The sequence below is a fragment of the Streptomyces sp. NRRL F-6676 genome, from assembly GCF_000725625.1.
Lineage (GTDB): Bacteria > Actinomycetota > Actinomycetes > Streptomycetales > Streptomycetaceae > Streptomyces.
Map to the genome: position 1 here is coordinate 36,993 of NZ_JOHS01000039.1, position 24,148 is coordinate 61,140.

Genomic DNA, 24,148 nt, shown 5'->3' on the forward strand with positions numbered 1-24,148 from the left:
GCCGTCCCACAGACGCCTCAGGGCAGCACGGGCGTCCCGCAGTGATGCCGGACGGCGGACCGAGTGGCGAACTGCCTCAGGTCCGTGCGTTCCCGCCCGGTCAGCGGCCGGGACACGAAACTGCGGCTTGATCCCCGGACGGGCGTGGCGGTGTACAGGGCGGTGCCCTGCGCGCCCGCACAGGTGGCCGTCCCCCAGACGACGAGCCCCTCGCCCCCGGCCGGCTCGTCGAAACCGGCATAGGGCCCACGCCCGTTGACATGCTCGACGTTGCCGAACGCGCCATAGGCGACGGTCAGCCGCAGAACGTCCCCGAGCAGACAGACCTCGACGGGCGAGATATGTGCAGGCGTCTCGGTCACGGTGGCCTGAAACCCCGTGCCGGCGCAGGTGCCCCGCGCCCGGCGGCCGCGGACCCGGGAGACGGCCGAAGTCCCCTCGGCACGCTCGATACGACTGCCGGAGGCGGCTTCGCACCCGGTCTTCCCGGCCGCCTTCGCGGCGGTCCGGGTGGCGATCCGCGCGAACCGCGCCCGCTCTACGCCACCGACGCCGTCCACGGACGCATCGAGGCTCACCAGGATCCCGCTGCCCCGCTCGGGCCCCCAGTTCTCGCAGTCCAACAGAACGGACACATCCAGCCGGTCGTCCTCTTCGGCGAGGTAACCCGACCACCCCTGCCCGAGCGGAACGGGCAGGACACGGACGTCCCGGCGAAGCCGTTGTCGCTGACGAAGGGGTCCTCGCTGCCCGCGGACGTCTCGACGGCGACGGCGATGCCGTTGGCCCGACAGGTCACGGGCAGCCCCGCAGGCTCACTCACCGAGGTCGAACCGTCGAACGGATGGCTGCTCAACCCCAGATCCCGCCCATCGAAGCGAGAGGCGACCCTGGTCGCGGCGAGCATGTCATCCACGGGCAACAGCACACTGCATGCCTTGCCCAGCCGGGCGGCCGGCGCGAAATGCTCGTACCAGGTGTAACCGCCACCCACACGACGGCCCGCCGCAACTCCTCCCCGTTCCACGGGAACTCGTCCGCAACGCCCAGCGCACTACACCCCTGGGACACCAGCACCGCGGCCCCGACGAACAACACCCTACGTTCCAGGCGAAGGCGGCATCCGACGGCTCATGCGCCGCAGGATCCCGAAACCACCAGGCAGCGGACCGCCAGTAGAGCCGAGGCTGATCGGCGAGAGCGAGACAGACCAGAAGGGCAGTAAGCAAAAAACAGAAAAACAGCCACACTGGTCACCAGCCTCGCCCTCATCCGACGCTGACCACTGCGGTCAGTCCTTGTCCATAGGAAGAGGCTTCATCGTCTCGGGCGCCGGGAATTTGATGGCGTTGGCACACTTTAGTAGCTTTACCATCTTCAGGGAGGACCGGAATATAATCCGCAACCTTGCTTCTTCGGACAGGTCAAGGTCGTTGACGAGCGTTCCGGTAACGGTCATCGGATCTGTAGTGTCCGATCTCTTGCACGTGAAGTAAACGTCAGCGCTCCCCGACTCGATAGTTGCCTGAGAGCCTCCCCCGAGCTTGTAAGCTTTGTAGGAGCTATAACTTTTATTCTCTTCTTCCGAGAACAGGTGGCCGACGTTGGGTGCGAATTTTATTGACAGGCCGTGGTTTCCGCCAGGCGGTGCGTCGTCAATGCCAATATCACAGACGAAGGCGGCGTGATCTTCCTTGATGAGTGTCTTCGCGGCGGAGGCGTGAGACTCCGACTTGGAGACGTCGTGCAGGCGGCTGAATTTATCGCTTTTACTCGCCTCCTTGATCGCGGCGGAGTCCAGGACACCGTCGCATGCGTGTTTCAGAGCGTCACCTCCGTGCGCAGATTCATCACCTCCGCATCCAGTGCACGCAAGAAGAACAAGCATCCCGCCGGCAAGAAGAGCTCGATGCTGGATCATCGACGACCTCCGTCTGTGCGGTCCGAGACATTGGCGCCGCGATCGTACGCGTTCAGGACATCGTCTGTGTAGTCGTGACCGCCATGTTCTTTCATGTAGAGCAAGGCGGGTGTCATCGCTCGAAGTTGCCCGAGATTGCTGAAACGAGTGACGGTCATACGGTTCTTGTTGGAGAGGTCAGCTTCCTTCTCTTTCGTCTCCTGATCGATCTCGTTCCCCCATTGCGTTTCTATGGCACCTGTCGCTCCCTCGACTAGAGCGGGTACCACGAATGCTGCAGCTGCCGAGACCCCAGGACCTCCCACAGGTAGGAGTGCGAGACCTGTTGCCAGTCCAATTCCTTGACTGACCCCGAATTTCTTCCACCCAGCTGATTCCCCGAGCTTATCGTTGATTTCGTCGGTTTTGTCTCCGTACTGCTTATCGAGGTATGAGATGCGCGCTTCGTCCAGGATTCCGTGCACGTAGCCGCCATTGTTGAGGAGCTTGTGGATATCGCTCGAAGAGTTCCCGTTTGTTTCCAGAGCGCCAAGGGTGAACGCGTGCTGCGCAGATGACAAGATCTTGTAGCCGCTGTCCCCTTGGGCAACGTTGTACAGGAAATGGCTGGCGGTTGCTTGTTTGAGGTCGAGGTGACCTTCGCCGTCGTGGTTGTATAGATCGTCGCGTCCCTCGATCGACCCACGCCCCCCCTCGTCAATCGTCGCCCAGTTGAGGTCGTCCATGTACCCCGCCCCCATCCGGGCGAGACTGTTGCCGATGCCAGGTTTGTCGTCAACGAAACCCATGTCATCGGACACGGTTACGACTACCTGCTCCATAATATTTGCGGTTGTGTCGTCACGGTGCAGCTCTTCGTCGGGGGCGTCGTATGGCTTTCCAAGTGTTGCAGCCTCCAAGGCGTGCCCCAGTTCGTCATAGCCGAAGCCCCTGTGATCCTTCGCGAAGGGGTTCCCGTCTGGCCATTTGCGATCTTTCAGCAGATATTGCAGGTCGGGATCTAGTTTCCTGTCGTTGTCCCAGTCCTTTGAGTAGAACAAGTCTTTCGCGGCGTCCGGGTTATGCCCCAACGCCTCCATGTAGCCTGCCATGGGATCGACACCCTGATCACTTCCTGATCCGAAGTTCAGGTAGGGCGCGCTGTCCCCGTCCGCCCGCCAGAGATCGTTCGGCTCCTCGTCCTTGTGAGACTTCTCGAACCCGATGAGTTTCTGTCCGTAATCGTCGAGGAAGTCCTTGTCGTAACTTCCGTAGCGCATCAGGCTACTCATTACCTGGAACCCGTATGGACCGTTCTGAAGGACGCCTCTTCCTCTGTCGAGGTAGTTGATCTGCTTGCCGCCCTCGGCGATGACTTCGTGCTTCCAGCGGTCCATCGCGGCGCTGTCGGAGTGCGACGCGGTCGCCAGGGTGAAGCTCAGAGACTTCTGGATGGCTGCCGACGCCTTCGTCTGGTCATCGCCGGTTTGCACTCTGTCGGCGATACGCGTCCACAACTCCAAGGTCCCCTTGCCACCCAGGTGAGTCGCGAACTTCTCGGCGAAATAGGGATCGCCCTCGTGGCGAGACATAAGAGCGTTGATGCGGCGAAGCGTCGCGGGGTCCAATGAGTCGTTGGCTGATGCCAGGCCCAGCTTTCCCTTGTCTCCGGTCAGATTTTCGAGCTCCGTGAGATCCTTGTCCGCCTGCTCACGCCCCTTCTTGGCGTCGGCGATACTGCTGTATTCCTTCGGGTTGAATCCCTTATTCCGACCGTTGTAATCCTGGCTCAGCGCCCAGTGCAGCGTCTCGTCCGTTTCCTGGGCGGTATCGATCGCTGACCGGATACTGCTTCGATAAGCCTGCAGGGTTTCCTGGTATCCCTTGTTCAGCGCCGCAATGTGCTCAGTAGGAGTATCGTGCGGGGGGTCGAAATAGACCTCGCCATCGGCTTTGATCGAGAGATATTTATCCGACTCGATGTCGTGTCTGAGGTCCTTCAGCTTCTTCTGTGATCGGGTGAAGATCTCGTGAGCATCATCGAGTATCTTGTGTACGTCCTGTGCCTCGTCCGATGCAGCTATGATCTGCTTTCCAACGAGCTGCACCTTCTTCAGGGCGGCGGTGGCGCCCTCCCCTTTCCAGTCAGAACCCTCCAGGTCCTTCTCAACGGTATTCGTGTATTGAGTGTGAACCTTTTTGAATCCTTCAGGCAGCTTGCTCCACTTGGTCACCACCTCAGACAGTTCGGTGAAGTCGGCATGCAAAAGAGTCTGGTAGTCCAGCATGAGTCCCCGTCCAGTTCAGATCACTTGAGTTTCTCGCTGCTGTGACGTGCCTTCTCTTTTTGCTCGCGCGCTGCGTAGTCATTCGCGCTGGAGTGCAAGGCGACTGTAATGTCGTTCGCGAGCAGTCCTTCGACGTATTTCATCTGGCTGCGCCACCTGGTGAGGAACGTTGAGAAAGCTGGACCTGACTTGAAACCCTTCAGGCTGCCGCCAACCTGATCGGTCTGCTTCATGGCGTCATTGTCGACCTTCGCGAAATCATCGCGTACGGTGCCTGCATTCTTCGCCCGGTTTCGGAGGAACCCTGAATCTGCGACGAGTTTTTTCCCGGGGGTACTTCCTCCGGGATCCGAAGGCAGTTGGTTCAACTGCATGCTGCTGTGCTGGCGGGCCGCGGCACTGCTCCGGGCCTGGCCCCACATCTCATCGAACGACATGGCTGTCCTCCCGACTGTCACTGAAAGCTGCTCGATCAACTGCTCGTGCTCATGGACGCTGCCCCGGTTGGCGAGGCGCTCCATCGGGTGGCGTGCCGGGTGGCGTGCCGTAGGGCGGGTACTGCTGTGGGGGCTGTGCATACGGTTGGTACGCGGGCGGCATCGGCGGCGCTGTCGGTATGGCGGGAGCCGGGCGGTTGCGGCGGGCGCGGATGGCCGGAACGGCGACAGCGGCGCCGAGCAGCGCGGCGGCTGCGATGCCCAGGCCGATCCACAGGGAGGTGTTGTTCCCGTCGTCCGTCTGCGAGGTTGCGGCGGTTTCATGCCTGTCGTCCGCCTCTCCGCCGGCGGCTGCCTCTGATGACGCGGAAGTCTCGGGGGTCGGGGACTTGGAAGCTGCGGCAGCCAGATCGGGGAGCGGGTATTCGTCGGCAGCACCGGGATCACCAGGACTCTGCAGAGCAACCCGAGGGCGGACTCCGCCGTAGCCGACGTAGTCACTGCGCTTTTCGCCGCCCGAGGGCTTGCTGGCTGTGTTCAGCATGACGCGGAGAACCTGGTTGTTCGTCCAGTCGGGATGCTTGGACCAGATGAGGGCTGCCGAGGCGGAAGCGATGGCAGTGGCGTCGCTGGTCCCCTCGGACTTGCAGATCTGGCTCCCGCCACGGCAGGCGTGAACCATGTCCACGCCCGGCGCCACCAGGTCGACCTGGGCCCCGCGCTGCGAGAAGGAGGCTACTTTGGCGTTTTGATCCGCGGCCCCGACGCCGACGACGCCGGGTGTCGCCGCCGGATATCCCGGCAGGTTGGACTTGTCACCGCTGTTCCCGACCGCCGCGAAGAGGAGCTTGCCTTTGTCCAAGGCGTACTTGACGGCACTTTCGAGTTGTGGGGTGCCTACGTTCTTTCGGCCCGGCGAATTGCTGCTCCCCAGAGAGAGGTTGATGATCTGCGCCTCTGACTCCGCCGCGTACCGGATGGCCTTCGAGAGAGTTCTTGAGAACGCGGCACCTGCGTCGACTTGGCCGAAGTTCTCGGTCGAGTAACGCATGCGGATGGGCAGGACCTTGACTCCGGGCGCGAGGCCATACGAACCGTTGAGTGTTCCCCGAGCCCCGTTGGCGGCGATCAGAGCAGCCATGTCCGTGCCATGACCGTCGATGTCAGTATGTTCGTCGCCGCGCTGGCCAGAAAAGTCCCTACCATCGAGGACCTGCCCTTTCAAGTCGGTCAGAGAGTCATCCACACCGGAGTCGATGACAGCCACGGTCATACCGCGCCCCGTGCTCTCCTTCCACATTTCATCCGTGTGCATGGCATCGAGGTGCCACTGACGTGCCCGGACCGACTCGGCATAGGCCGGCGTAGCGGCAATGCCCATAAGGAGCAGGCCGAGACCTACCGAAGCGGCCGACAGCGGCCATCGTGCCCACGGGCCTCTGGTACGCATATCACTTCCTGAAGTGAATGGTCTCGAACTCAGTCGATCACTGGTGGAAGAGTCCGATGGCCATTCCGCGTCCAGGTCTCCTCCTCCTCGGTGAGGTAATCAGGCCGACGGCCCTCCTGCTGCTCCGGCTCCCTGCGTGAGCCAGAGGAACGACTTCCAGAACCTACGCGGCCGGTCGCCGAACCGTTCGTGTTTTCGGCGGCATTGGAAGACGGGCGGACCAATCCGGAACCACCCGTAGTGAAAGGGCGACCGCTTCTTCGTCCGGGCTGGCCGGGACGATTGCCGACGATGCTGCCAGTCTCCGACGCAAGGCGTCGGCCACCGGCCAAGCCGCTACGAGTGGTCCCGCTGGCAGGGGATCCTGGAGACACGCCCCTGCTCAGCGGCGTGCGCCCCTGAACGTTGTCCTTGCCGATGACGTTTCCGCGTGGGATGGCGTTCGTGGGACGACCGGCATTGACAACCGGTCGGCCGCCGACGATTCCAGTCTCCCGAGGCATTCGCGGCATACTTCCAGCCGGCTTGGTCACCCCGGGTACCTGTGCAACGCGGCCGGAGGGGACACGGGGAGAGGCGCTTGAGCCCGAAGTGCGTCCGCCACCTGTGAACGTGGAAGGCCCAGGACTTGGCTGCTCGAGCAGCGATGGCTCGCGATGAGGCGGAGTCGTTCCCGTTGGAGTCGGTGAGGCGGGAGGCTGAGGAGTCCGTGCGAGCGTGTCCGCGCCGTCGATCCCAAGAGAGACGGGCTGGAACTGGTGCGCCTGACGGTCGCCAACGTGTGGAGCGCTGTGACCGCTGGTGGTAGATGCACCGTGGCGCGCGACCGATTGTTGCCCGGTGGCGCCGCCACCTCCCGAATCGTAGACACTGCCCGAATTGCCGCGACCCGAGTACGCGGTACCCGCAGACAGATGAGACTTGTCACCGTAATGCCACCAGGCGGGCGTTCCCGCATTTTCTGCCGGCGGCGAGAACGTAGGCGGTGACACCCCGTTCACCTGCTGTGCCGAGAACTCGTACGTCTGCGCCAGCTTCTGCATCTGCTGGATCGCCTCGGCCCGCGCCGCCTCGATGCGGTGCTGGGCGGCCGCGGCATCCGTTTTGGCCGTGGCGGCCAGCTTCTGGGCGTCGGGGTCGTTGTGCGCGCCCGGCTGATGCGCCACGTTGATCGTCTTGTGCGCGTCGGCGAGATCCGTCTTGGCCCGGGTGGTCTCGGAGACGTCCGGCATGGCCGCCTTCGCCTCGGCGATGGCCTGCGACACCGTGCCCATCCAGCGGGAGGCCACCTCGGCGTACTGGCCCAGCCGCAGGGTGGAGCTCGCCGTCTGACCGCCCCAGTCACGGAACGCGTCGCCGCCCTCGCCCTGCCACTCCAGCCCCTTGACGTACGTCATGAGGTCGTCGCCGATCTTCGTGATCGTCGATGCCGCCTTGGACAGCTTGCTGGACAGGTGTGAGGCACCGGCTGTGTTCGCGGAGTCGAGCAGGGCTGCGAGCTGCTCGTGCGTCATGGACTCGAAGTCCGTGCGAGCGAGTCGGGGTTCGTGGTTCTTGGACTGCTCGCCCATTACCACTGCTCCTTCGTTCCCTCGGAGCCGGACGCCGCCGACTTGTCGGGCTGCTGCACGTACGGATCCCTCCCCGCCACGTAATACCTCTCCGCCTCCGCGTTGACCGCCTTCATCCGTGCCTTGATGTCCTCGTCCAGGTTCGCGTAGCCCACCCGTGACGCGTGGACCGCGAGGCCCATGCCCTCGATCTGGGCGCTGAGGGCCTTGGAGAGGTTCTCCAACTCGTCGTGGACGAGGGTGTACGAGTCGTAGAGGAACTGTGCTTCCTTGAACTCGGCGGAGCCGAGCTGCGCGCGCGGCAGGCGGTCGTCGCCGACCTTGCCGGGGGCCGCCTCCGACTTGTCCAGCTCGACGAGCAGTGCGTCGACCCGCTTCTTGAAGTCCTTCATCGCGCCGTGCTGGATGTCCAGCGCCAGCTGCGGATTCACCCCGGCCAGGGTGTCGAAGGACCGGCCCGTGTCCGGAACGTCCCCCGTGGCGCCGCCCCCGTGCGAAGTCACCTTTCCTGCCTCCCCGTTCACCCCGTTCGCCCCGTCCACTCGCACAGAGCGACGACTCGATCAGTCACTCTAGTGGCGTTGCTGGAGCAACCCCACCTGAATCAGCGACGTACCGCGCTTGCGCGACACGAACACGCCACGTCCGGGCGGCATCGGGCGCGCCCGGACCGTGCCCAGGATGTCGCCCTCGCTCGGGTCGCCCGAAAGGACCACGCCCTGCGCGCCCAGCTCCTTCACCCGCTGCATGAAGGACTCGTACATCGCCCGTGAGGCGCCGGCCGCACTGCGGGCGATGATGAACTTCACGCCCACGTCACGGGCGAAGGGCAGATGCTCGACCAGCTGGGCCAGCGGATTGCCCGAACCCGTGGCCACCAGTTCGTAGTCATCGACGAGGACGAACAGCTGCGGCCCGCTCCACCAGCTGCGGTCGCGCAGCTGCTGGGGCGTGATGTCCGGCTTCGGCGCCCGCATCTCCATGAACTGGTTGATCGCGTCCATGTGGACCTGCATCGCCGACGCCATCGGCGCGTACTCCAGCAGGTGTTCCTCCGACACGGCCTCCAGCATGGTGCGCCGGTAGTCGCCGACGACGATGCGCGCCTCGGCCGGCGTGTAGCGCTCGGCGATCTGCTTCGCGATCAGGCGCAGCAGGTTCGTCTTGCCCGACTCGCTCTCGCCGAAGACGAGGAAGAACGGATCGGTGTCGAAGTCGACGAAGACCGGCTCCAGGCTCGCCTCGTCGATGCCGATCGCGATGCCGTGCTGCGGGAACTCGAAGCCCTTGGGCAGCTGGTCGGCCGGGAGCCGGCGCGGCAGCAGCCGGACCGTCGGGGCCGCGGGGCCCTGCCAGCCGCCCCGCACCGCTTCGACGAGCCGTGCCGTCGCCTCGGACAGGTCCTCCGCGGAGGGCGTCGAGTCGATGCGCGGCAGCGCCGACATGAAGTGCAGCTTCTCCGGCACCTGGCCGCGTCCGGGCACGCCCGCCGGCACGTTCATGGCGACCTTGCGGTCGAACTCGGAGTCCATCGCGTCGCCCAGGCGCAGTTCCAGCCGCCCCAGCATCTGGTCCTTCAGGGCCGCCCGGACCTCCATGTAGCGCGAGGCCGACACGACGACGTGGACCCCGTAGCCGAGGCCCCGCCCCGCGATGTCGTTGACGACGGCCTCGAGGCCCTCGTACTCGGTCTTGAAGTTGCCCCAGCCGTCGATGACCAGGAAGACGTCGCCCCATGCCTCGCCGGGCAGGTCACCCGCGGCGCGGCGTCTGCGGTACGTCGGGACGGAGTCGATGCCGTGGCTGCGGAAGAACTGCTCGCGGCGGTTGAGGACACCCGCCACCTCCGCGACCGCGCGGCGGACCCGCTCGGGATCCAGCCGGGAGGCCACGCCGCCCACATGCGGGAGGTCGGCCAGCGCCGCCAGACCGCCGCCGCCGAAGTCCAGGCAGTAGAACTGCACTTCGTGGGGCGTGTGCGTGAGCGCGAACGACGTGATCAGCGTGCGCAGCAGGGTGGACTTGCCGGACTGCGGGCCGCCCACCACCATCATGTGGCCGGCCGCGCCAGAGAAGTCCCGGTACAGCACCTCACGCTTCTGCTCGAACGGCTTGTCGATCAGACCCAGCGGCACGGCCAGCCCGCCCGGCCGCGCGTACTCCGGCGCCTGAAGACCGCGCTCCGGGGACACCGCCAGCGCCGGCAGCAGCTGGTCCAGCGTGGGCGCCCGGTCCAGCGGGGGCAGCCACACCTGGTGCGCGGGCACGCCCTGGCCCTCCAGCCGCCGTACGACCACGTCCAGCACCGTGTCGGCCAGCGCGTCGTCCTCCGCGCGGGCGGCCGGCGTCCGTGCGGGTTCGGGTGCCGGATGGGCGACGGGCACGGCGGAGGCCGTGAAGAGCACCGGCCGGCGCTCGGCGGGCGCGCTGCCCCGGGAGGCCTCGGGGCCGCCCGACCGGTACGTCCCCGACACGTACGCCGCCTTGAAGCGCACCATCTCGTCCGTGCCGAACTTCAGGTACCCCGAGCCGGGCACGGACGGCAGGTGGTAGGCGTCGGGCACGCCGAGGGCCGCGCGGGACTCGGCCGCGGAGAACGTCCGCAGGCCGATCCGGTACGACAGATAGGTGTCCAGACCGCGCAGCCGGCCCTCCTCCAGACGCTGCGAGGCGAGCAGCAGATGCACCCCCAGGGAGCGGCCGATGCGGCCGATCTGGATGAACATGTCGATGAAGTCCGGCTTGGCGGTGAGGAGTTCGCTGAACTCGTCGATCACCAGGACGAGCGAGGCCAGCGGCTCCAGAGGAGCACCGGCGGCGCGCGCCTTCTCGTAGTCGTGGATGTTGGCGTAGTTGCCGGCCGCGCGCAGCAGCTCCTGGCGCCGCTGGAGCTCGCCCCGGATGGCATCCCCCATGCGGTCGACCTGCGTGAGGTCGTCGGCGAGGTTGGTGATGACGGCGGCGACGTGCGGCATCTGCGACATGCCGGCGAACGTGGCACCGCCCTTGAAGTCGGCGAGGACGAAGTTCAGCGTCTCCGAGGAGTGCGTGACGGCCAGGCCCAGTACCAGCGTGCGCAGCAGTTCGGACTTGCCGGAACCGGTCGCGCCCACGCACAGGCCGTGCGGGCCCATGCCGTCCTGCGCGGCCTCCTTCAGGTCCAGCATCACCGGCCGGCCGTTCTCGCCGACACCGATCGGCACCCGCAGCCGCTCCGGCAGGGAACGCGGCCGCCAGGTGCGCGTGACGTCCACCGAGGCGGCGTCGCCCAGCCCCAGCAGGTCGGTGAAGTCCAGGTTGGCCAGCAGTGGTTCGTCGTCGTCCCCGCCGCCCGTGCGCAGCGGCGCGAGCTGCCGCGCCAGCGCCTCGGCGGCGGGCAGCGACAGGCCGTCGGGCACGCCCTCGAAGGCGATGCCGCCACCGGAGTCGAGCCACAGCCGGTCGGGACGTACGACGACCGAGAGGTCGCCGCGCGGCTGGTCGAGCTCGCCGGAGACCACCTCGATGATCGTCACGCCCTGTAGCCCCTCGGCCCCGGCGAACACCGAGGTGGGAGGCACCATGCCGCCGTCGAGGACGACGAGGATGTGCGGCTGGTCCAGCAGCGGCCCGCCGTCGCGCGCGAACCGGGGCCGGTCGGTCAGGCGGTCGGCGAGCAGCTGCTCCAGTTCGCCCAGGTCGTCACCGAACAGGCGGCGCGTGCCCGCCCCGTCGAACCGGCCCGTCAGCTGGCAGTGCGGAAGCCACTTCGACCAGTCCCAGCGGCCGGCGGCCCCCGGCGAGGTGACGACCGCCACGACCAGGTCGTCGGGGGAGTGCAGGGTGACGGCCTGCGCCACCAGCGCGCGCGCCGCCGACCGGGCGCACTCCGGCTCCCCGGAGACCGTCACGTGGTAGAAGGCCCGCAGCGACAGCGCCACCGGCAGCCCGTCCAACTGGCCGTGCACCGCGAGGAACCGCTGCATGGCACCGGCGCACAGCGGCTCCAGCTCGTCCACCGGCGCGGTCTGCGGGGCCACCAGGGGAGTGGCCAGCTGCTGCGGTCCCAGGCCGATGCGCACCTGGCCGAAGTCGTCGTCCCGCACCCGCCGTTCCCACACCCGGCTGCCCTCGGCCACCACCGCCCACAACTGCTCCGGCGCGGGGTGCAGATACAACTGAGCGTCCCGCTGCCGCAGTGCCGTTCGGCGGACCGTGCGCCGGGTCTGGGCCAGATAGCGGAGGTAGTCCCGGCGTACGTCGGCCATTTGCCCCTGCGTACCGCGACGGTGACGGATGATCTGCGAGACCACCATCGCGGCCGTGGACACCAGCATCAGCACACCCATGATCCGCATGAACGGATGCGCGTTGGGCGAGGCGAAGTAGAACACCACCGACGAACCCATGCCGAGCGTCGGCAGGACCTGCATCAGCATGCCCTCGTGCTGCCCTCGCGGCAGCTCCGGAGGACCCTCCAATTGCAGGTCTTCCGCGGGCACTTCGGGCGGCAGGGCACGCGGCGGGCGCTTGACGACGATCTGGCTCACCGGAGCATCAATCCCCCTTTACGGACAACCGTCGATCCCCCCGGCACCCCCGTGGCGACGGTCGTCCTCCGCTGCGGGCGATCCTACTTGTCGGCACTGACACAACGTGCCGGTAGGGTGACGGCCGCAGCGTGCGCATCCGCGAACAGGGGGGCAGTGAAGGTGAGTACGACGACGGCCACGGGCTTCTGCAGAGTCACCGTCGTGGCGCCCGACAGCCGGATCGACGTCGCGCTGCCGGTGGACATCGCCGTCGCCGACATCTACCCGGAGATCCTCCGCCTGACCGGCCAGACCCAGCCCGTCGGCACGCCCACCGGCTACCACCTGGTGCGGCGCGACGGCCGGGTCCTCGACGGCGCCCGCACCCTCGCCGACGAACGGGTGCTCGACGGGGAGGTGCTCGGCCTGCGCCCCTTCGCCGAGTCGCTCCCGCCCGCCGTGCACGACGACGTCTCCGACGCCGTGGCCTCCGCCGTCGTCCGCGACCGGCACCTGTGGAGCGAGGACCTGCTGCGGATCGCCGGCCTGACCGGCGGCGCACTGCTGTTGCTGCTGTGCGGCTTCGTCCTGTGGTACGCCGACCCGGTCCGTCACGACATGCACGGCCTGCCCGGCGTCCTCGCCGGTGGTCTCGGCGTGCTGCTGACCGCCTTCGCGGGCGTCCGGGCGCGGGTGTACGCCGACCGGGCCGCCGCCGTCGCCGTGGGCCTCGGCGCGCTGCCCCTGCTGATGATCGCCGGCTCCGGGATCGTCGCGCCGGCCGACGGTCAGGGCCCCGGCAAGTTGCAGTTCCTGCTCGGCTGCGCGGTCCTGCTGGTCGCCTCGCTCGTCCTGGTCGTCCTCACCCCCGGCGGGGACGCTCCCTTCGTGGCCGCCGGCCTCCTGGCCGCGGCCGGCACCCTGGCCGCCTTCGTCGCCCTGCTCGCCGACGCCTCCGCCACGGAGGCCGCCTCGGTGTGCGCTCCGGTCGCCCTCGGCCTGGTCGCCTTCCTGCCCGGCCTCTCCGCCCGCTTCGCCCGGCTGCCCATCGGCTACGCGCCTCCGCGCTCCGCGAGCCAGGACGCCTTCGACCCCGACGCCCCGCCGGCCGCGGACGCCGAACCGCTGGACGCCGAACGCATCGCCGCCCAGGCCCGCCGCGGCCACGAGATGCTCCTCGGCCTCGTCGGCGGCACCTCGGCCGTGGTGGTAGCCGCCGCGGCCGTCCTCGGCTTCTCCGACGACGTCTGGGCGCAGCTCCTCGCCCTCGCCGCCGGGCTCGCCATGCTGATCCGCGCGCGCCTGTTCCGCTACACCTCCCAGGTGACCTGCGTCCTGGCCGCCGGACTCGCCACGATCGCGCTGCTGCTGCTCGGCCTCGCCCTGAACCCGCCCACCGGCGCCCTCACCGAGTTCGTGCTGCACGACGACCGCGGCGCCCTCGACCTGCGCACCGCCTGGCTCACCGCGGCCGTCGCCGCCGGCGCCGCGCTGATCACGGCGATCGGACTGATCGTCCCCCGCAAGGGGCTGTCCCCCTTCTGGGGCCGCTTCCTCGACCTCACCGAGGGTGCCGTGCTCCTCGTCCTGGTCCCGCTCTGTCTGGCGGTCCTGGGCGTGCTCTCGGACGTACGCTCGATGCTCGGCTAGGAAGCCCCGCGAACCGAACGCAGACCGGGCCCGGAAGCCGCCCGGCGGAGCGGGCCGCTCGCACTGGTACTCTGGCTGACGGCCATGTGCGCCCGTACCCCCCAGCCCCCAGGGCTCCGGTGGTCGCGCCCGTCGGCCCGCCTTCCGAGTAACGGAAGCTCCCCCGAGATGCAGACCGGGGGCGCTCGGAGGCATTTCGGAGACTACGAGGAGTACACGTGTCGCTCGACGCCGCTGTGAAGAAGCAGATCATCACCGAGTTCGGTACCAAGGAGGGCGACACCGGCTCCCCCGAGGTCCAGGTCGCACTGCTGTCCCGCCGCATCTCGGACCTGACCGAGCACCTCAAGACCCACAAGCACGACCACCACTCCCGTCGTGGTCTGCTGATCCTGGTCGGTCAGCGCCGCCGGCTGCTGCAGTACCTGGCCAAGAAGGACATCCAGCGCTTCCGTACGCTGGTCGACCGCCTCGGCATCCGCCGCGGTGCGGCGGGCGCCCGGTAGTACGCCGTGAAGGGAGCGGTTCCCGAACCGATCGGGGGCCGCTCCCTTTGCCGTACGTGCGGAAACGTGCGCGCTGTCAGTGCCGCTTTGTAGTGTGGTGGCACAACGCAATACGCACGACACGAAAACAGCACGAAAAAGCACCACCCAGCACGACCCAGCACGACACGGACACACGCAGAGCACGGCGGTGCGTACCGCACGGCACTGCGTACGGCCGAACGAGGAGAAGCGCGGCCGAGCCGCCGCCGGTCCTCGGTAGTGGCCCCCGGGCACACGCCCCGGGTGCTTCGATCGAAGACCGGCCCGCACCGCAGGAAGCGCTTCTCCACCCCTGTCCCCCCGCCACACGGGCGGCCCGGGACGAAAGACGAAACGTAGGAGAAAACGCTGGTGGAGAACGAGACCCACTACGCCGAGGCCGTCATCGACAACGGCTCCTTCGGCACCCGCACCATCCGCTTCGAGACCGGCCGCCTCGCCAAGCAGGCCGCCGGCTCCGCCGTGGCCTACCTGGACGACGACACCATGGTGCTGTCGGCCACCACCGCCTCGAAGAACCCCAAGGACCAGCTCGACTTCTTCCCCCTCACGGTGGACGTCGAGGAGCGGATGTACGCCGCCGGCAAGATCCCCGGCAGCTTCTTCCGCCGCGAGGGCCGGCCCTCCGAGGACGCGATCCTCACCTGCCGCCTCATCGACCGCCCGCTGCGCCCGTCCTTCAAGAAGGGCCTGCGCAACGAGATCCAGGTCGTCGAGACGATCATGGCGCTCAACCCCGACCACCTGTACGACGTCGTCGCGATCAACGCCGCGTCCGCGTCCACGCAGCTCGCCGGGCTGCCCTTCTCGGGCCCGATCGGCGGCACCCGTGTCGCGCTGATCAACAACCAGTGGGTGGCCTTCCCGACCCACACCGAGCTCGAGGACGCCGTCTTCGACATGGTGGTCGCCGGCCGCGTCCTGGAGGACGGCGACGTCGCGATCATGATGGTCGAGGCCGAGGCCACCGAGAAGACGATCCAGCTCGTCAAGGGCGGTGCCGAGGCGCCGACCGAGGAGGTCGTCGCCGCCGGTCTCGAGGCCGCGAAGCCCTTCATCAAGGTGCTCTGCAAGGCCCAGTCGGACCTCGCCGCCAAGGCCGCCAAGCCGACCGGCGAGTTCCCGATCTTCCTGGACTACCAGGACGACGTGCTCCAGGCGCTCACCGGTGCCGTCCGCCCCGAGCTGGCCCAGGCGCTCACCATCGCCGGCAAGCAGGAGCGCGAGGCCGAGCTGGACCGCGTCAAGGGTCTGGCCGCCGAGAAGCTGCTGCCCGAGTTCGAGGGCCGCGAGAAGGAGATCTCCGCCGCGTACCGCGCGCTGACCAAGTCCCTGGTCCGCGAGCGCGTCATCAAGGAGAAGAAGCGCATCGACGGCCGCGGTGTCACCGACATCCGCACCCTGGCCGCCGAGGTCGAGGCCATCCCGCGCGTGCACGGCTCGGCGCTGTTCGAGCGTGGCGAGACCCAGATCCTGGGCGTCACCACCCTCAACATGCTCCGCATGGAGCAGCAGCTCGACACCCTCTCCCCGGTGACGCGCAAGCGCTACATGCACAACTACAACTTCCCGCCGTACTCCACCGGTGAGACCGGTCGCGTCGGCTCCCCCAAGCGCCGCGAGATCGGCCACGGTGCCCTCGCCGAGCGCGCCCTGGTGCCGGTGCTCCCGGCCCGCGAGGAGTTCCCCTACGCGATCCGCCAGGTCTCCGAGGCGCTCGGCTCCAACGGCTCGACGTCCATGGGCTCGGTCTGCGCCTCCACCATGTCGCTGCTCAACGCCGGTGTGCCCCTGAAGGCCCCGGTCGCCGGCATCGCCATGGGCCTCATCTCCCAGGAGGTCGAGGGCGAGACGCACTACGTCACGCTGACCGACATCCTCGGCGCCGAGGACGCCTTCGGCGACATGGACTTCAAGGTCGCCGGCACCAAGGAGTTCGTCACCGCCCTCCAGCTCGACACCAAGCTGGACGGCATCCCGGCCTCCGTGCTGGCCGCGGCCCTCAAGCAGGCCCGCGACGCCCGCCTCCACATCCTCGACGTGATGATGGAGGCCATCGACCGGCCCGACGAGATGTCCCCGAACGCCCCGCGGATCATCACCGTCAAGATCCCGGTCGACAAGATCGGTGAGGTCATCGGCCCGAAGGGCAAGATGATCAACCAGATCCAGGAGGACACCGGCGCCGAGATCACGATCGAGGACGACGGCACCATCTACATCGGTGCCGCCGACGGCCCCTCCGCCGAGGCCGCCCGCACCACGATCAACGGCATCGCCAACCCGACGATGCCCGAGGTCGGCGAGCGCTACCTGGGTACGGTCGTGAAGACGACGACCTTCGGTGCGTTCGTCTCCCTGCTGCCCGGCAAGGACGGTCTGCTGCACATCTCGCAGATCCGCAAGCTGGCCGGCGGCAAGCGTGTGGAGAACGTCGAGGACGTGCTCGGTGTGGGCCACAAGGTCCAGGTTGAGATCGCCGAGATCGACTCCCGCGGCAAGCTCTCCCTCATCCCCGTGATCGAGGGCGAAGGCGACGACGAGAAGAAGGACGACGGCGACAAGTGACGTCCCGTGGCTCCAAGGCGACGGCCCGCACCTCCTCGGAGGCGCGGGCCGTCGCCCGTACCCAAACCCTCATCAAGGGCAGCAACGGCATCGGCACCGTCCGCAGGACCACCCTCCCGGGCGGCCTGCGCGTCGTCACCGAGACGCTGCCCTCCGTACGCTCCGCCACCTTCGGCATCTGGGCCCACGTCGGCTCCCGCGACGAGACGCCCGCGCTGAACGGCGCCACCCACTACCTCGAGCACCTGCTCTTCAAGGGCACCGCCCGGCGTAGCGCCCTGGACATCTCCGCCGCGATCGACGCGGTCGGCGGCGAGATGAACGCGTTCACGGCGAAGGAGTACACGTGCTACTACGCACGCGTGCTCGACAGCGACCTTCCCCTGGCCATCGACGTCGTGTGCGACATGCTCACCGGCTCCCTGATCCGCGAGGAGGACGTCGACGTCGAACGCGGCGCGATCCTCGAGGAGATCGCGATGACCGAGGACGACCCGGGCGACTGCGTGCACGATCTGTTCGCGCATACCATGTTCGGCGACAACGCCCTCGGCCGCCCCGTCCTCGGCACGGTCGACACCGTCAACGCGCTGACCGCCGACCGGATACGCCGCTTCTACAAGAGGCACTACGACCCGACCCACCTCGTCGTCGCCTGCGCCGGCAACGTCGACCACGCCAAGGTCGTACGCCAGGTCCGCGCCGCCTTCGAACGCGTGGACGCCCTCAGCCGCCCCGACGCCGTCCCGGTCGAGCCCCGCTCCGGCCGGCGCACTCTGCGGGCCGGCGGTCGCGTGGAGCTGCTCGGCCGCAAGACCGAACAGGCGCACGTCGTGCTCGGCATGCCGGGCCTGTCCCGCACCGACGACCGCCGCTGGGCACTGGGCGTGCTCAACACCGCCCTCGGCGGCGGCATGTCGTCCCGCCTCTTCCAGGAGGTCCGCGAGAAGCGCGGCCTGGCCTACAGCGTGTACTCGTACACCTCGGGCTTCGCCGACTGCGGACTGTTCGGCGTGTACGCCGGCTGCCGGCCCAGCCAGGTGCACGACGTGCTCAAGATCTGCCGCGACGAGCTCGACCACGTCGCCGAGCACGGACTGTCCGACGAGGAGGTCGACCGCGCCATCGGCCAGCTCCGTGGCTCCACGGTGCTCGGCCTGGAGGACACCGGCGCGCTGATGAACCGTATCGGCAAGAGCGAACTGTGCTGGGGCGACCAGATGTCCGTCGACGACATGCTGGCCCGGATCACCGAGGTCACCCCGGACGACGTCCGCGCGGTCGCCCGCGAGATCCTGGGACGGCGCCCCTCGCTGTCGGTCATAGGCCCGCTCAAGGACAAGCAGGCCGCCCGGCTGCACGACGCGGTCGCGTAGCCCCTTTCCGGCAAGCCGGCAGTCGGTACGTCGATACATCGGCACATCGGTACATCGATAAGGAAGCCAGAAGATGAGCAAGCTGCGCGTGGCGGTCCTCGGGGCCAAGGGCCGGATCGGCGCCGAGGCCGTACGGGCCGTCGAGGCCGCCGAGGACCTCGAACTGGTGGCCGCCCTCGGCCGCGGGGACGAGCTGGAGAGGCTCACCGGGGCCGGCGCCCAGGTGGCGGTCGAGCTGACCACCCCCGACTCGGTCATGGACAACCTCGACTTCTGCGTACGGCACGGCATCCACGCGGTGGTCGGCACCACGGGCTGGACCGAGGACCGCCTCGCGCGGCTGACGGGCTGGCTGGACGGCTCCCCGGAGACCGGTGTGCTCATCGCGCCGAACTTCTCCATCGGGGCCGTCCTCACCATGAGGTTCGCGCAGCTCGCGGCGCCCTGGTTCGAGTCCGTCGAGGTCGTCGAGCTGCACCACCCGAAGAAGGTCGACGCCCCGAGCGGTACGGCGACCCGCACCGCCCAGCTCATCGCCGCGGCCCGCGCCAAGGCGGGCAGTGCCCCGGCGCCGGACGCCACGGCGACGGCCCTGGACGGGGCGCGCGGCGCGAACGTCGACGGCGTGCCCGTGCACGCCGTACGGCTGCGCGGGCTGCTCGCCCACCAGGAGGTGCTGCTCGGCGCCGAGGGGGAGACCCTCACCATCCGCCACGACTCGCTGCACCACAGCAGCTTCATGCCCGGCATCCTGCTGGGCGTCCGCCGGGTGGCGACCGCCCCGGGCCTCACCTTCGGCCTGGAGCACTTCCTGGACCTGGACTGAGCCGGCGGCCCACCCGAGAAACCTTCGGGAGGCCCGCAGAACCCACCCAGAAACCCTCGCGGAACACCCGAGAAAAGCAGCCTGCCTCATGCGTGCGAAGATCACCTATTTCGTCACGGCCGCCGTCCTGGTCGTCTACTTCGTCCTGGTCGGCAGCCGCGGGGTGCTGCTGATCGAGAACGGCACCGCCATCACCGTCACCTTCGGCGTCGCCGTACTGGTCCTGCCGGTGATCGGGCTGTGGTTCCTGTGGAAGAACACCCAGTTCGTGCGCCGGGCCAACCGGCTCGCCGCCGAGCTCGACGCGGAGGGGGGCCTCCCGGTCGACGAGCTGAGGCGCACGCCCAGCGGGCGCATCGACCGTGACTCGGCCGACGAGGTCTTCGCCCGGCGCCGGGCCGAGACCGAAGAGGCCCCGGACGACTGGCGCAGCTGGTTCCGGCTCGCCATCGCCTACCACGACGCCCGCGACGTCCCGCGCGCCCGCAAGGCGATGCAGCGGGCGATCACCCTGCACGCCACGAACGGGACGGGCGTCGGGGACGGCACGAACAGCACGGGCAGTACCGAGGACGCGGTCGGGGCGTAGCCGGGGCGTCATCCGCCCCAGCCGGTGCGCCTCCCGCTCAGCCGGGGCATCACCCGCCCAGCCGATGCTCCTCGGCCCACGCCTCGACCGTGTCCGCCGCCCGGTCGAAGGCGTCCGGACGCGCCAGGAAGTCCGCGTCGTGCGTGGTCAGCAGCGGTACCGGCCCGTCCGTCGCACGACCCCGGCGGACCAGCGTCAGCGCCTGGCCCTGAACCGTGCGCGGCAGACCGAGCCAGCGCACCGGCTGCTGGGCCGTGCGCACCGCGACCACCTGTTCCCACGGCACGGTGGTGGTGCGGAAGAACGCCACCCGGCGCAGTCCGCGCCCGCTCACCCAGACACCCGTGCGCAGCAGCCGCAGCGCGCCCAGGATGACCACCAGGGCGGCACCGAGGCAGCCCACGGCGGTGGACAGCGTGCCGGTGAACGCGATGATGACCGCGGCGAAGAGGACGTACGAGGCGAGCAGCAGCAACAGCGCCGCCGCGGCGACCCGCCAGGGACCGGGCCGGTACGGACGGCGCCAGTGGTCGCGGTCCTCGTAAGGCAGAGCACGGTCGTCCGCCGCCTCGTCGAACACCCGATCGGCCGTCAGGAAGGGCAGGGGCACGTCTGTTCCTCACTCGGTCCACGCACGGAGATGCGGTGAGGCTACCGAGCGGTGCCGCCGGTCACCACCCCAGGGCGGCCGGTGGAGTGCCACGCGGACTGTGGAGTGCCACTTGGACTGCCGGAGCGCGCCCACCGCCCCCGGCCGGCAGCCGGCCTCGCGCGCCGGCAGCCCGCCGTGCAGATCGTGCGTCCGTCTCGCGCGCCGGGAGTCACCGCGCGCTCCGGGACTCAACGGCCGTCGGAGGCCACGGGCTGCTGCGTCTTCGTGGTCGCGTGGTCAAGCGAGAGCGCGGGCATGCCGATGAGCAGGGCGCCGACGAGCGCGGCGACGATGGTGAGCCCCATCAGCCAGCGCCCGGCTATCTGCCCGGCGGGGGCCCGCCGCCGGGGCGGGGGAGTGACATTGCTGCGGAACCTGTCGGCTTCGGCGACGAAGGCGAACGGGACGGGCTCGCGCCGGCGGAACATGGGAGGTGCCGATCCTTTCGGGGTCGTGGGAACGAGGGACAGAGGTCCGAGCGATCGAACGAATCCCTCTCACCAACACAGACGAACGAATGCCTCGATTGGTGCCCGCAATCACCGTTTTCACGGAAGTTCACGGAAGTTCGCAGGACTCGCCGGGTCTGGAGGATTCGCCGGGCTTCGCCCGCCCCGGGAACGTACGTACGGTCAGCCTCTGGAGGTGTCCGGATTGCGGCATTTCACGAGGTTCACTTAGCCTGAACAAACGGGCCCGGCACTGCTTGAACCCCCGAGCAGGCAGTGCCGGACCCCACCTTCGTCACGGCTTGTCGCCTCCCCCGAGGGCAGACCACGCCCTGAGCAACGAGTAGCGTGTTACCCATGGCTCCGACCTCGACTCCGCAGACCCCCTTCGGGCGGGTCCTCACCGCCATGGTCACGCCCTTCACGGCGGACGGCGCACTCGACCTCGACGGCGCGCAGCGACTCGCCACCCACCTGGTGGACGCAGGCAACGACGGCCTGGTCGTCAACGGCACCACCGGTGAGTCGCCGACCACGAGTGACGCGGAGAAAAGGGATCTCGTACGGGCCGTGGCGGAGGCCGTCGGAGACCGCGCCCACGTCGTGGCCGGAGTCGGCACCAACGACACCCACCACAGCATCGAGCTCGCCCGCGCCGCCGAGCAGGCCGGCGCGCACGGCCTGCTCACCGTCACGCCGTACTACAACAAGCCCCCTCAGGAGGGTTTGTACCGGCACTTCGCTGCCATCGCGGACGCCACCGGCCTGCCGGTCATGCTGTACGACATCCCCGGCCGCAGCGGCGTCCCGATCAGCACCGAGACGATCGTCCGCCTGGCCGAGCACCCCAGGATCGTCGCCAACAAGGACGCCAAGGGCGACCTCGGCCGGGCCGGCTGGGCCATCGCCCGCTCCGGACTCGCCTGGTACTCCGGCGACGACATGCTCAACCTCCCCCTGCTCTCGGTCGGCGCGGTCGGCTTCGTCTCGGTCGTCGGCCATGTCGTCACGCCCGAGCTGCGTACCCTCGTCGAGGCGTACACCGCCGGCGACGTCCAGAAGGCGCTCGAGATCCACCAGAAGCTGCTTCCGGTCTTCACCGGCATGTTCCGCACCCAGGGAGTGATGACCACCAAGGCCGCGCTCGCCCTCCAGGGCCTGCCCGCAGGACCGCTGCGCGCGCCCATGGTGGAACTCACCCCCGAGGAGACCGCCCAGCTCAAGATCGATCTTGCTGCCGGTGGGGTACAGCTCTGACAACGGACTTCACAACTGAAGAGGCAGGACGCCCCGGAACCGGTGCGTGCCTGCGAACCCACACCACGACAACTGCTTATGCACGAACGTCATGCGCGCCACGTGCCCCCAGGTACGTGGCGCGCATGGTGAGGAGAGTCTTTTGAGTCATCCGCACCCTGAACTCGGCCCGCCGTCGCCCCTTCCCGAGGGCGGCCTGCGGGTCACCCCGCTCGGCGGCCTCGGTGAAATCGGCCGGAACATGACCGTGTTCGAATACGGCGGCCGCCTGTTGATCGTCGACTGCGGAGTGCTCTTCCCCGAGGAGGAGCAGCCCGGAATCGACCTGATCCTGCCGGACTTCACGTCCATCCGTAACCGCCTCGACGACATCGAGGGCATCGTCCTCACCCATGGTCACGAGGACCACATCGGTGGCGTGCCCTTCCTGCTGCGCGAGAAGCCGGACATCCCGCTGATCGGCTCCAAGCTGACCCTCGCCCTGATCGAGGCCAAGCTCCAGGAGCACCGCATCCGCCCCTACACCCTCGAGGTGGCCGAGGGACACCGGGAGCGCGTCGGCCCCTTCGACTGCGAGTTCGTCGCGGTCAACCACTCCATCCCGGACGCTCTCGCGGTCGCCATCCGCACCCCGGCCGGCATGGTGGTCCACACCGGCGACTTCAAGATGGACCAGCTCCCGCTGGACAACCGCCTCACGGACCTGCACGCGTTCGCGCGGCTCAGCGAGGAGGGCATCGACCTGCTCCTCGCCGACTCCACCAACGCCGAGGTCCCCGGGTTCACCCCGCACGAGCGCGACATCTCCAGCGTCCTGCGCCAGGTCTTCGCCGGTGCGAGCAAGCGGATCATCGTGGCCAGCTTCGCCAGCCACGTCCACCGCATCCAGCAGATCCTCGACGCCGCCCACGAATACGGGCGCCGGGTGGCTTTCGTCGGCCGCTCCATGGTCCGCAACATGGGCATCGCCCGGGACCTCGGCTATCTGAAGGTGCCGGCCGGTCTCGTCGTCGATGTGAAGACCCTCGACGATCTCCCGGACCACGAGGTCGTACTGGTCTGTACGGGCTCCCAGGGCGAGCCGATGGCGGCGCTGTCGCGCATGGCGAACCGTGACCACCAGATCCGGATCGTCCAGGGCGACACGGTGATCCTCGCCTCGTCCCTCATCCCGGGCAACGAGAACGCGGTGTACCGCGTGATCAACGGCCTGACCCGGTGGGGCGCCAACGTCGTCCACAAGGGCAACGCCAAGGTCCACGTGTCCGGACACGCCTCCGCCGGTGAGCTGCTGTACTTCTACAACATCTGCCGGCCCAGGAACCTGATGCCGGTCCACGGCGAATGGCGCCACCTGCGGGCCAACGCCGAACTGGGCGCGCTGACCGGCGTCCCGCACGACCGTATCGTCATCGCCGAGGACGGCGTCGTCGTCGACCTCGTCGGCGGCAAGGCGAAGATCTCCGGCAAGGTCCAGGCCGGGTATGTCTACGTGGACGGGCTCTCCGTCGGCGATGTCGGCGAACCCGCGCTCAAGGACCGCAGGATCCTCGGCGACGAGGGCATCATCTCCGTCTTCGTGGTGATGGACTCGTCCACCGGGAAGATCACCGGTGGTCCGCACGTCCAGGCCCGCGGCTCCGGCATCGAGGACTCGGCGTTCGCCGTGGTCCTGCCGAAGATCACGGAGACGCTCGAACGATCGGCCCAGGACGGCGTCGTGGAACCGCACCAGTTGCAGCAGCTCATCCGCCGCACACTGGGCAAGTGGGTCTCGGACACCTACCGGCGCCGGCCGATGATCCTGCCGGTCGTCGTGGAGGTCTGACGCCACGTCACACGGCCCAACGGCCGGGAAGACGCCCCCTTCTGACGGGGGATCGGACCGGAAACGGATCTGATAAAGTCGGAACCGCCGGAAAGGAAAGCGCTCGGAAGAAAGTCGGAACCGCCGGAAAGGAAAGCGCTCGGAAGAGTGAAGTCCTGGAAAGCACCGAGGAAATCGGACAGCGAAACGGTCTGATAGAGTCGGAAACGCAAGACCGAAGGGAAGCGCCCGGAGGAAAGCCTGAGAGA

At 68.2% G+C, this 24,148-nt stretch carries 18 protein-coding genes; 8 read left to right on the top strand and 10 right to left on the bottom strand.

Annotated elements, in window-relative coordinates:
* Positions 1-17: 17 nt before the first annotated feature.
* The 8 genes from IO29_RS22440 to IO29_RS22465 form a co-directional block, all read right to left on the bottom strand.
* Entirely contained in the window at positions 18-635 is a 618-nt protein-coding gene (locus tag IO29_RS22440; protein WP_030381297.1) for a hypothetical protein, read from the bottom strand.
* A 656-nt stretch (positions 636-1,291) separates the two neighbouring features.
* Positions 1,292-1,921 (bottom strand): hypothetical protein, encoded by a 630-nt coding sequence (locus IO29_RS38605; protein ID WP_158709365.1) that lies wholly within the window; start codon positions 1,919-1,921, stop codon positions 1,292-1,294.
* Positions 1,918-4,188 (bottom strand): hypothetical protein, encoded by a 2,271-nt coding sequence (locus IO29_RS22445; RefSeq protein WP_030381296.1) that lies wholly within the window; start codon positions 4,186-4,188, stop codon positions 1,918-1,920. Before IO29_RS22445 ends, IO29_RS38605 begins: the two co-directional genes overlap by 4 nt.
* A gap of 20 nt (positions 4,189-4,208) precedes the next feature.
* Complete coding sequence (locus IO29_RS22450) at positions 4,209-4,625, bottom strand: hypothetical protein (RefSeq protein ID WP_030381295.1); 417 nt, start codon at positions 4,623-4,625, stop codon at positions 4,209-4,211.
* Between the two features lie 49 nt (positions 4,626-4,674).
* A complete protein-coding gene (gene mycP / locus IO29_RS22455) occupies positions 4,675-6,006 on the bottom strand; it encodes a type VII secretion-associated serine protease mycosin (RefSeq protein WP_234316390.1) in 1,332 nt (443 codons plus the stop codon).
* Between the two features lie 98 nt (positions 6,007-6,104).
* Entirely contained in the window at positions 6,105-7,646 is a 1,542-nt protein-coding gene (locus IO29_RS36840) for a WXG100 family type VII secretion target (RefSeq protein WP_078618396.1), read from the bottom strand.
* The gene (locus IO29_RS22460; RefSeq protein WP_033226225.1) at positions 7,646-8,149 is read right to left on the bottom strand and encodes a hypothetical protein; all 504 of its coding nucleotides are present in this window, start codon (positions 8,147-8,149) and stop codon (positions 7,646-7,648) included. The genes IO29_RS36840 and IO29_RS22460 overlap by 1 nt, the downstream gene beginning before the upstream one ends.
* Before the next feature lie 69 nt (positions 8,150-8,218).
* Positions 8,219-12,175, bottom strand: a complete 3,957-nt coding sequence (locus IO29_RS22465; RefSeq protein ID WP_030381292.1) for a type VII secretion protein EccC — start codon at positions 12,173-12,175, stop codon at positions 8,219-8,221.
* 162 nt (positions 12,176-12,337) lie between these two features.
* Here IO29_RS22465 and eccD point away from each other — a divergent pair, with 162 nt between their 5' ends.
* The 6 genes from eccD (at position 12,338) to IO29_RS22495 (ending at position 19,714) form a co-directional block, all read left to right on the top strand.
* Positions 12,338-13,807: a type VII secretion integral membrane protein EccD gene (gene eccD / locus IO29_RS22470; RefSeq protein ID WP_030381291.1), complete on the top strand. Its 1,470-nt coding sequence runs from the start codon at positions 12,338-12,340 to the stop codon at positions 13,805-13,807.
* A gap of 218 nt (positions 13,808-14,025) precedes the next feature.
* Positions 14,026-14,313, top strand: coding sequence for a 30S ribosomal protein S15 (rpsO, locus tag IO29_RS22475; protein ID WP_030381290.1), 288 nt, complete (start codon positions 14,026-14,028; stop codon positions 14,311-14,313).
* Between the two features lie 393 nt (positions 14,314-14,706).
* Positions 14,707-16,923 (top strand): polyribonucleotide nucleotidyltransferase, encoded by a 2,217-nt coding sequence (locus IO29_RS22480; protein WP_030381289.1) that lies wholly within the window; start codon positions 14,707-14,709, stop codon positions 16,921-16,923.
* Entirely contained in the window at positions 16,920-18,299 is a 1,380-nt protein-coding gene (locus tag IO29_RS22485) for a M16 family metallopeptidase (protein WP_030381288.1), read from the top strand. The genes IO29_RS22480 and IO29_RS22485 overlap by 4 nt, the downstream gene beginning before the upstream one ends.
* A 73-nt stretch (positions 18,300-18,372) precedes the next feature.
* Positions 18,373-19,125, top strand: coding sequence for a 4-hydroxy-tetrahydrodipicolinate reductase (dapB, locus tag IO29_RS22490; RefSeq protein WP_030381287.1), 753 nt, complete (start codon positions 18,373-18,375; stop codon positions 19,123-19,125).
* Positions 19,126-19,213: 88 nt separating this feature from the next.
* The gene (locus IO29_RS22495) at positions 19,214-19,714 is read left to right on the top strand and encodes a tetratricopeptide repeat protein (protein ID WP_030381286.1); all 501 of its coding nucleotides are present in this window, start codon (positions 19,214-19,216) and stop codon (positions 19,712-19,714) included.
* Positions 19,715-19,763: 49 nt separating this feature from the next.
* Here IO29_RS22495 and IO29_RS22500 read toward each other — a convergent pair whose 3' ends face one another.
* On the bottom strand, positions 19,764-20,324 hold the full coding sequence (locus tag IO29_RS22500; protein WP_030381285.1) for a PH domain-containing protein: 561 nt from the start codon (positions 20,322-20,324) through the stop codon (positions 19,764-19,766).
* Positions 20,325-20,554: 230 nt separating this feature from the next.
* Positions 20,555-20,794: a hypothetical protein gene (locus IO29_RS22505; protein WP_030381284.1), complete on the bottom strand. Its 240-nt coding sequence runs from the start codon at positions 20,792-20,794 to the stop codon at positions 20,555-20,557.
* A 378-nt stretch (positions 20,795-21,172) separates the two neighbouring features.
* On the opposite strand from IO29_RS22505, the gene dapA reads away from it, so the two are divergent.
* On the top strand, positions 21,173-22,072 hold the full coding sequence (gene dapA, locus IO29_RS22510) for a 4-hydroxy-tetrahydrodipicolinate synthase (RefSeq protein WP_030381283.1): 900 nt from the start codon (positions 21,173-21,175) through the stop codon (positions 22,070-22,072).
* Between the two features lie 142 nt (positions 22,073-22,214).
* A complete protein-coding gene (locus IO29_RS22515) occupies positions 22,215-23,900 on the top strand; it encodes a ribonuclease J (RefSeq protein ID WP_030381282.1) in 1,686 nt (561 codons plus the stop codon).
* Positions 23,901-24,148 lie beyond the last annotated feature (248 nt).

What these genes read in the sequence shown, in the direction of transcription:
- IO29_RS38605 (WP_158709365.1), bottom strand. Translation starts at nt 1,921, where the DNA reads ATGATCCAGCATCGAGCTCTTCTTGCCGGCGGGATGCTTGTTCTTCTT.
- IO29_RS22445 (WP_030381296.1), bottom strand. Translation starts at nt 4,188, where the DNA reads ATGCTGGACTACCAGACTCTTTTGCATGCCGACTTCACCGAACTGTCT.
- IO29_RS22450 (WP_030381295.1), bottom strand. Translation starts at nt 4,625, where the DNA reads ATGTCGTTCGATGAGATGTGGGGCCAGGCCCGGAGCAGTGCCGCGGCC.
- mycP (WP_234316390.1), bottom strand. Translation starts at nt 6,006, where the DNA reads ATGGGCATTGCCGCTACGCCGGCCTATGCCGAGTCGGTCCGGGCACGT.
- IO29_RS36840 (WP_078618396.1), bottom strand. Translation starts at nt 7,646, where the DNA reads ATGGGCGAGCAGTCCAAGAACCACGAACCCCGACTCGCTCGCACGGAC.
- dapB (WP_030381287.1), top strand. Translation starts at nt 18,373, where the DNA reads ATGAGCAAGCTGCGCGTGGCGGTCCTCGGGGCCAAGGGCCGGATCGGC.
- IO29_RS22495 (WP_030381286.1), top strand. Translation starts at nt 19,214, where the DNA reads ATGCGTGCGAAGATCACCTATTTCGTCACGGCCGCCGTCCTGGTCGTC.
- IO29_RS22505 (WP_030381284.1), bottom strand. Translation starts at nt 20,794, where the DNA reads ATGTTCCGCCGGCGCGAGCCCGTCCCGTTCGCCTTCGTCGCCGAAGCC.
- dapA (WP_030381283.1), top strand. Translation starts at nt 21,173, where the DNA reads ATGGCTCCGACCTCGACTCCGCAGACCCCCTTCGGGCGGGTCCTCACC.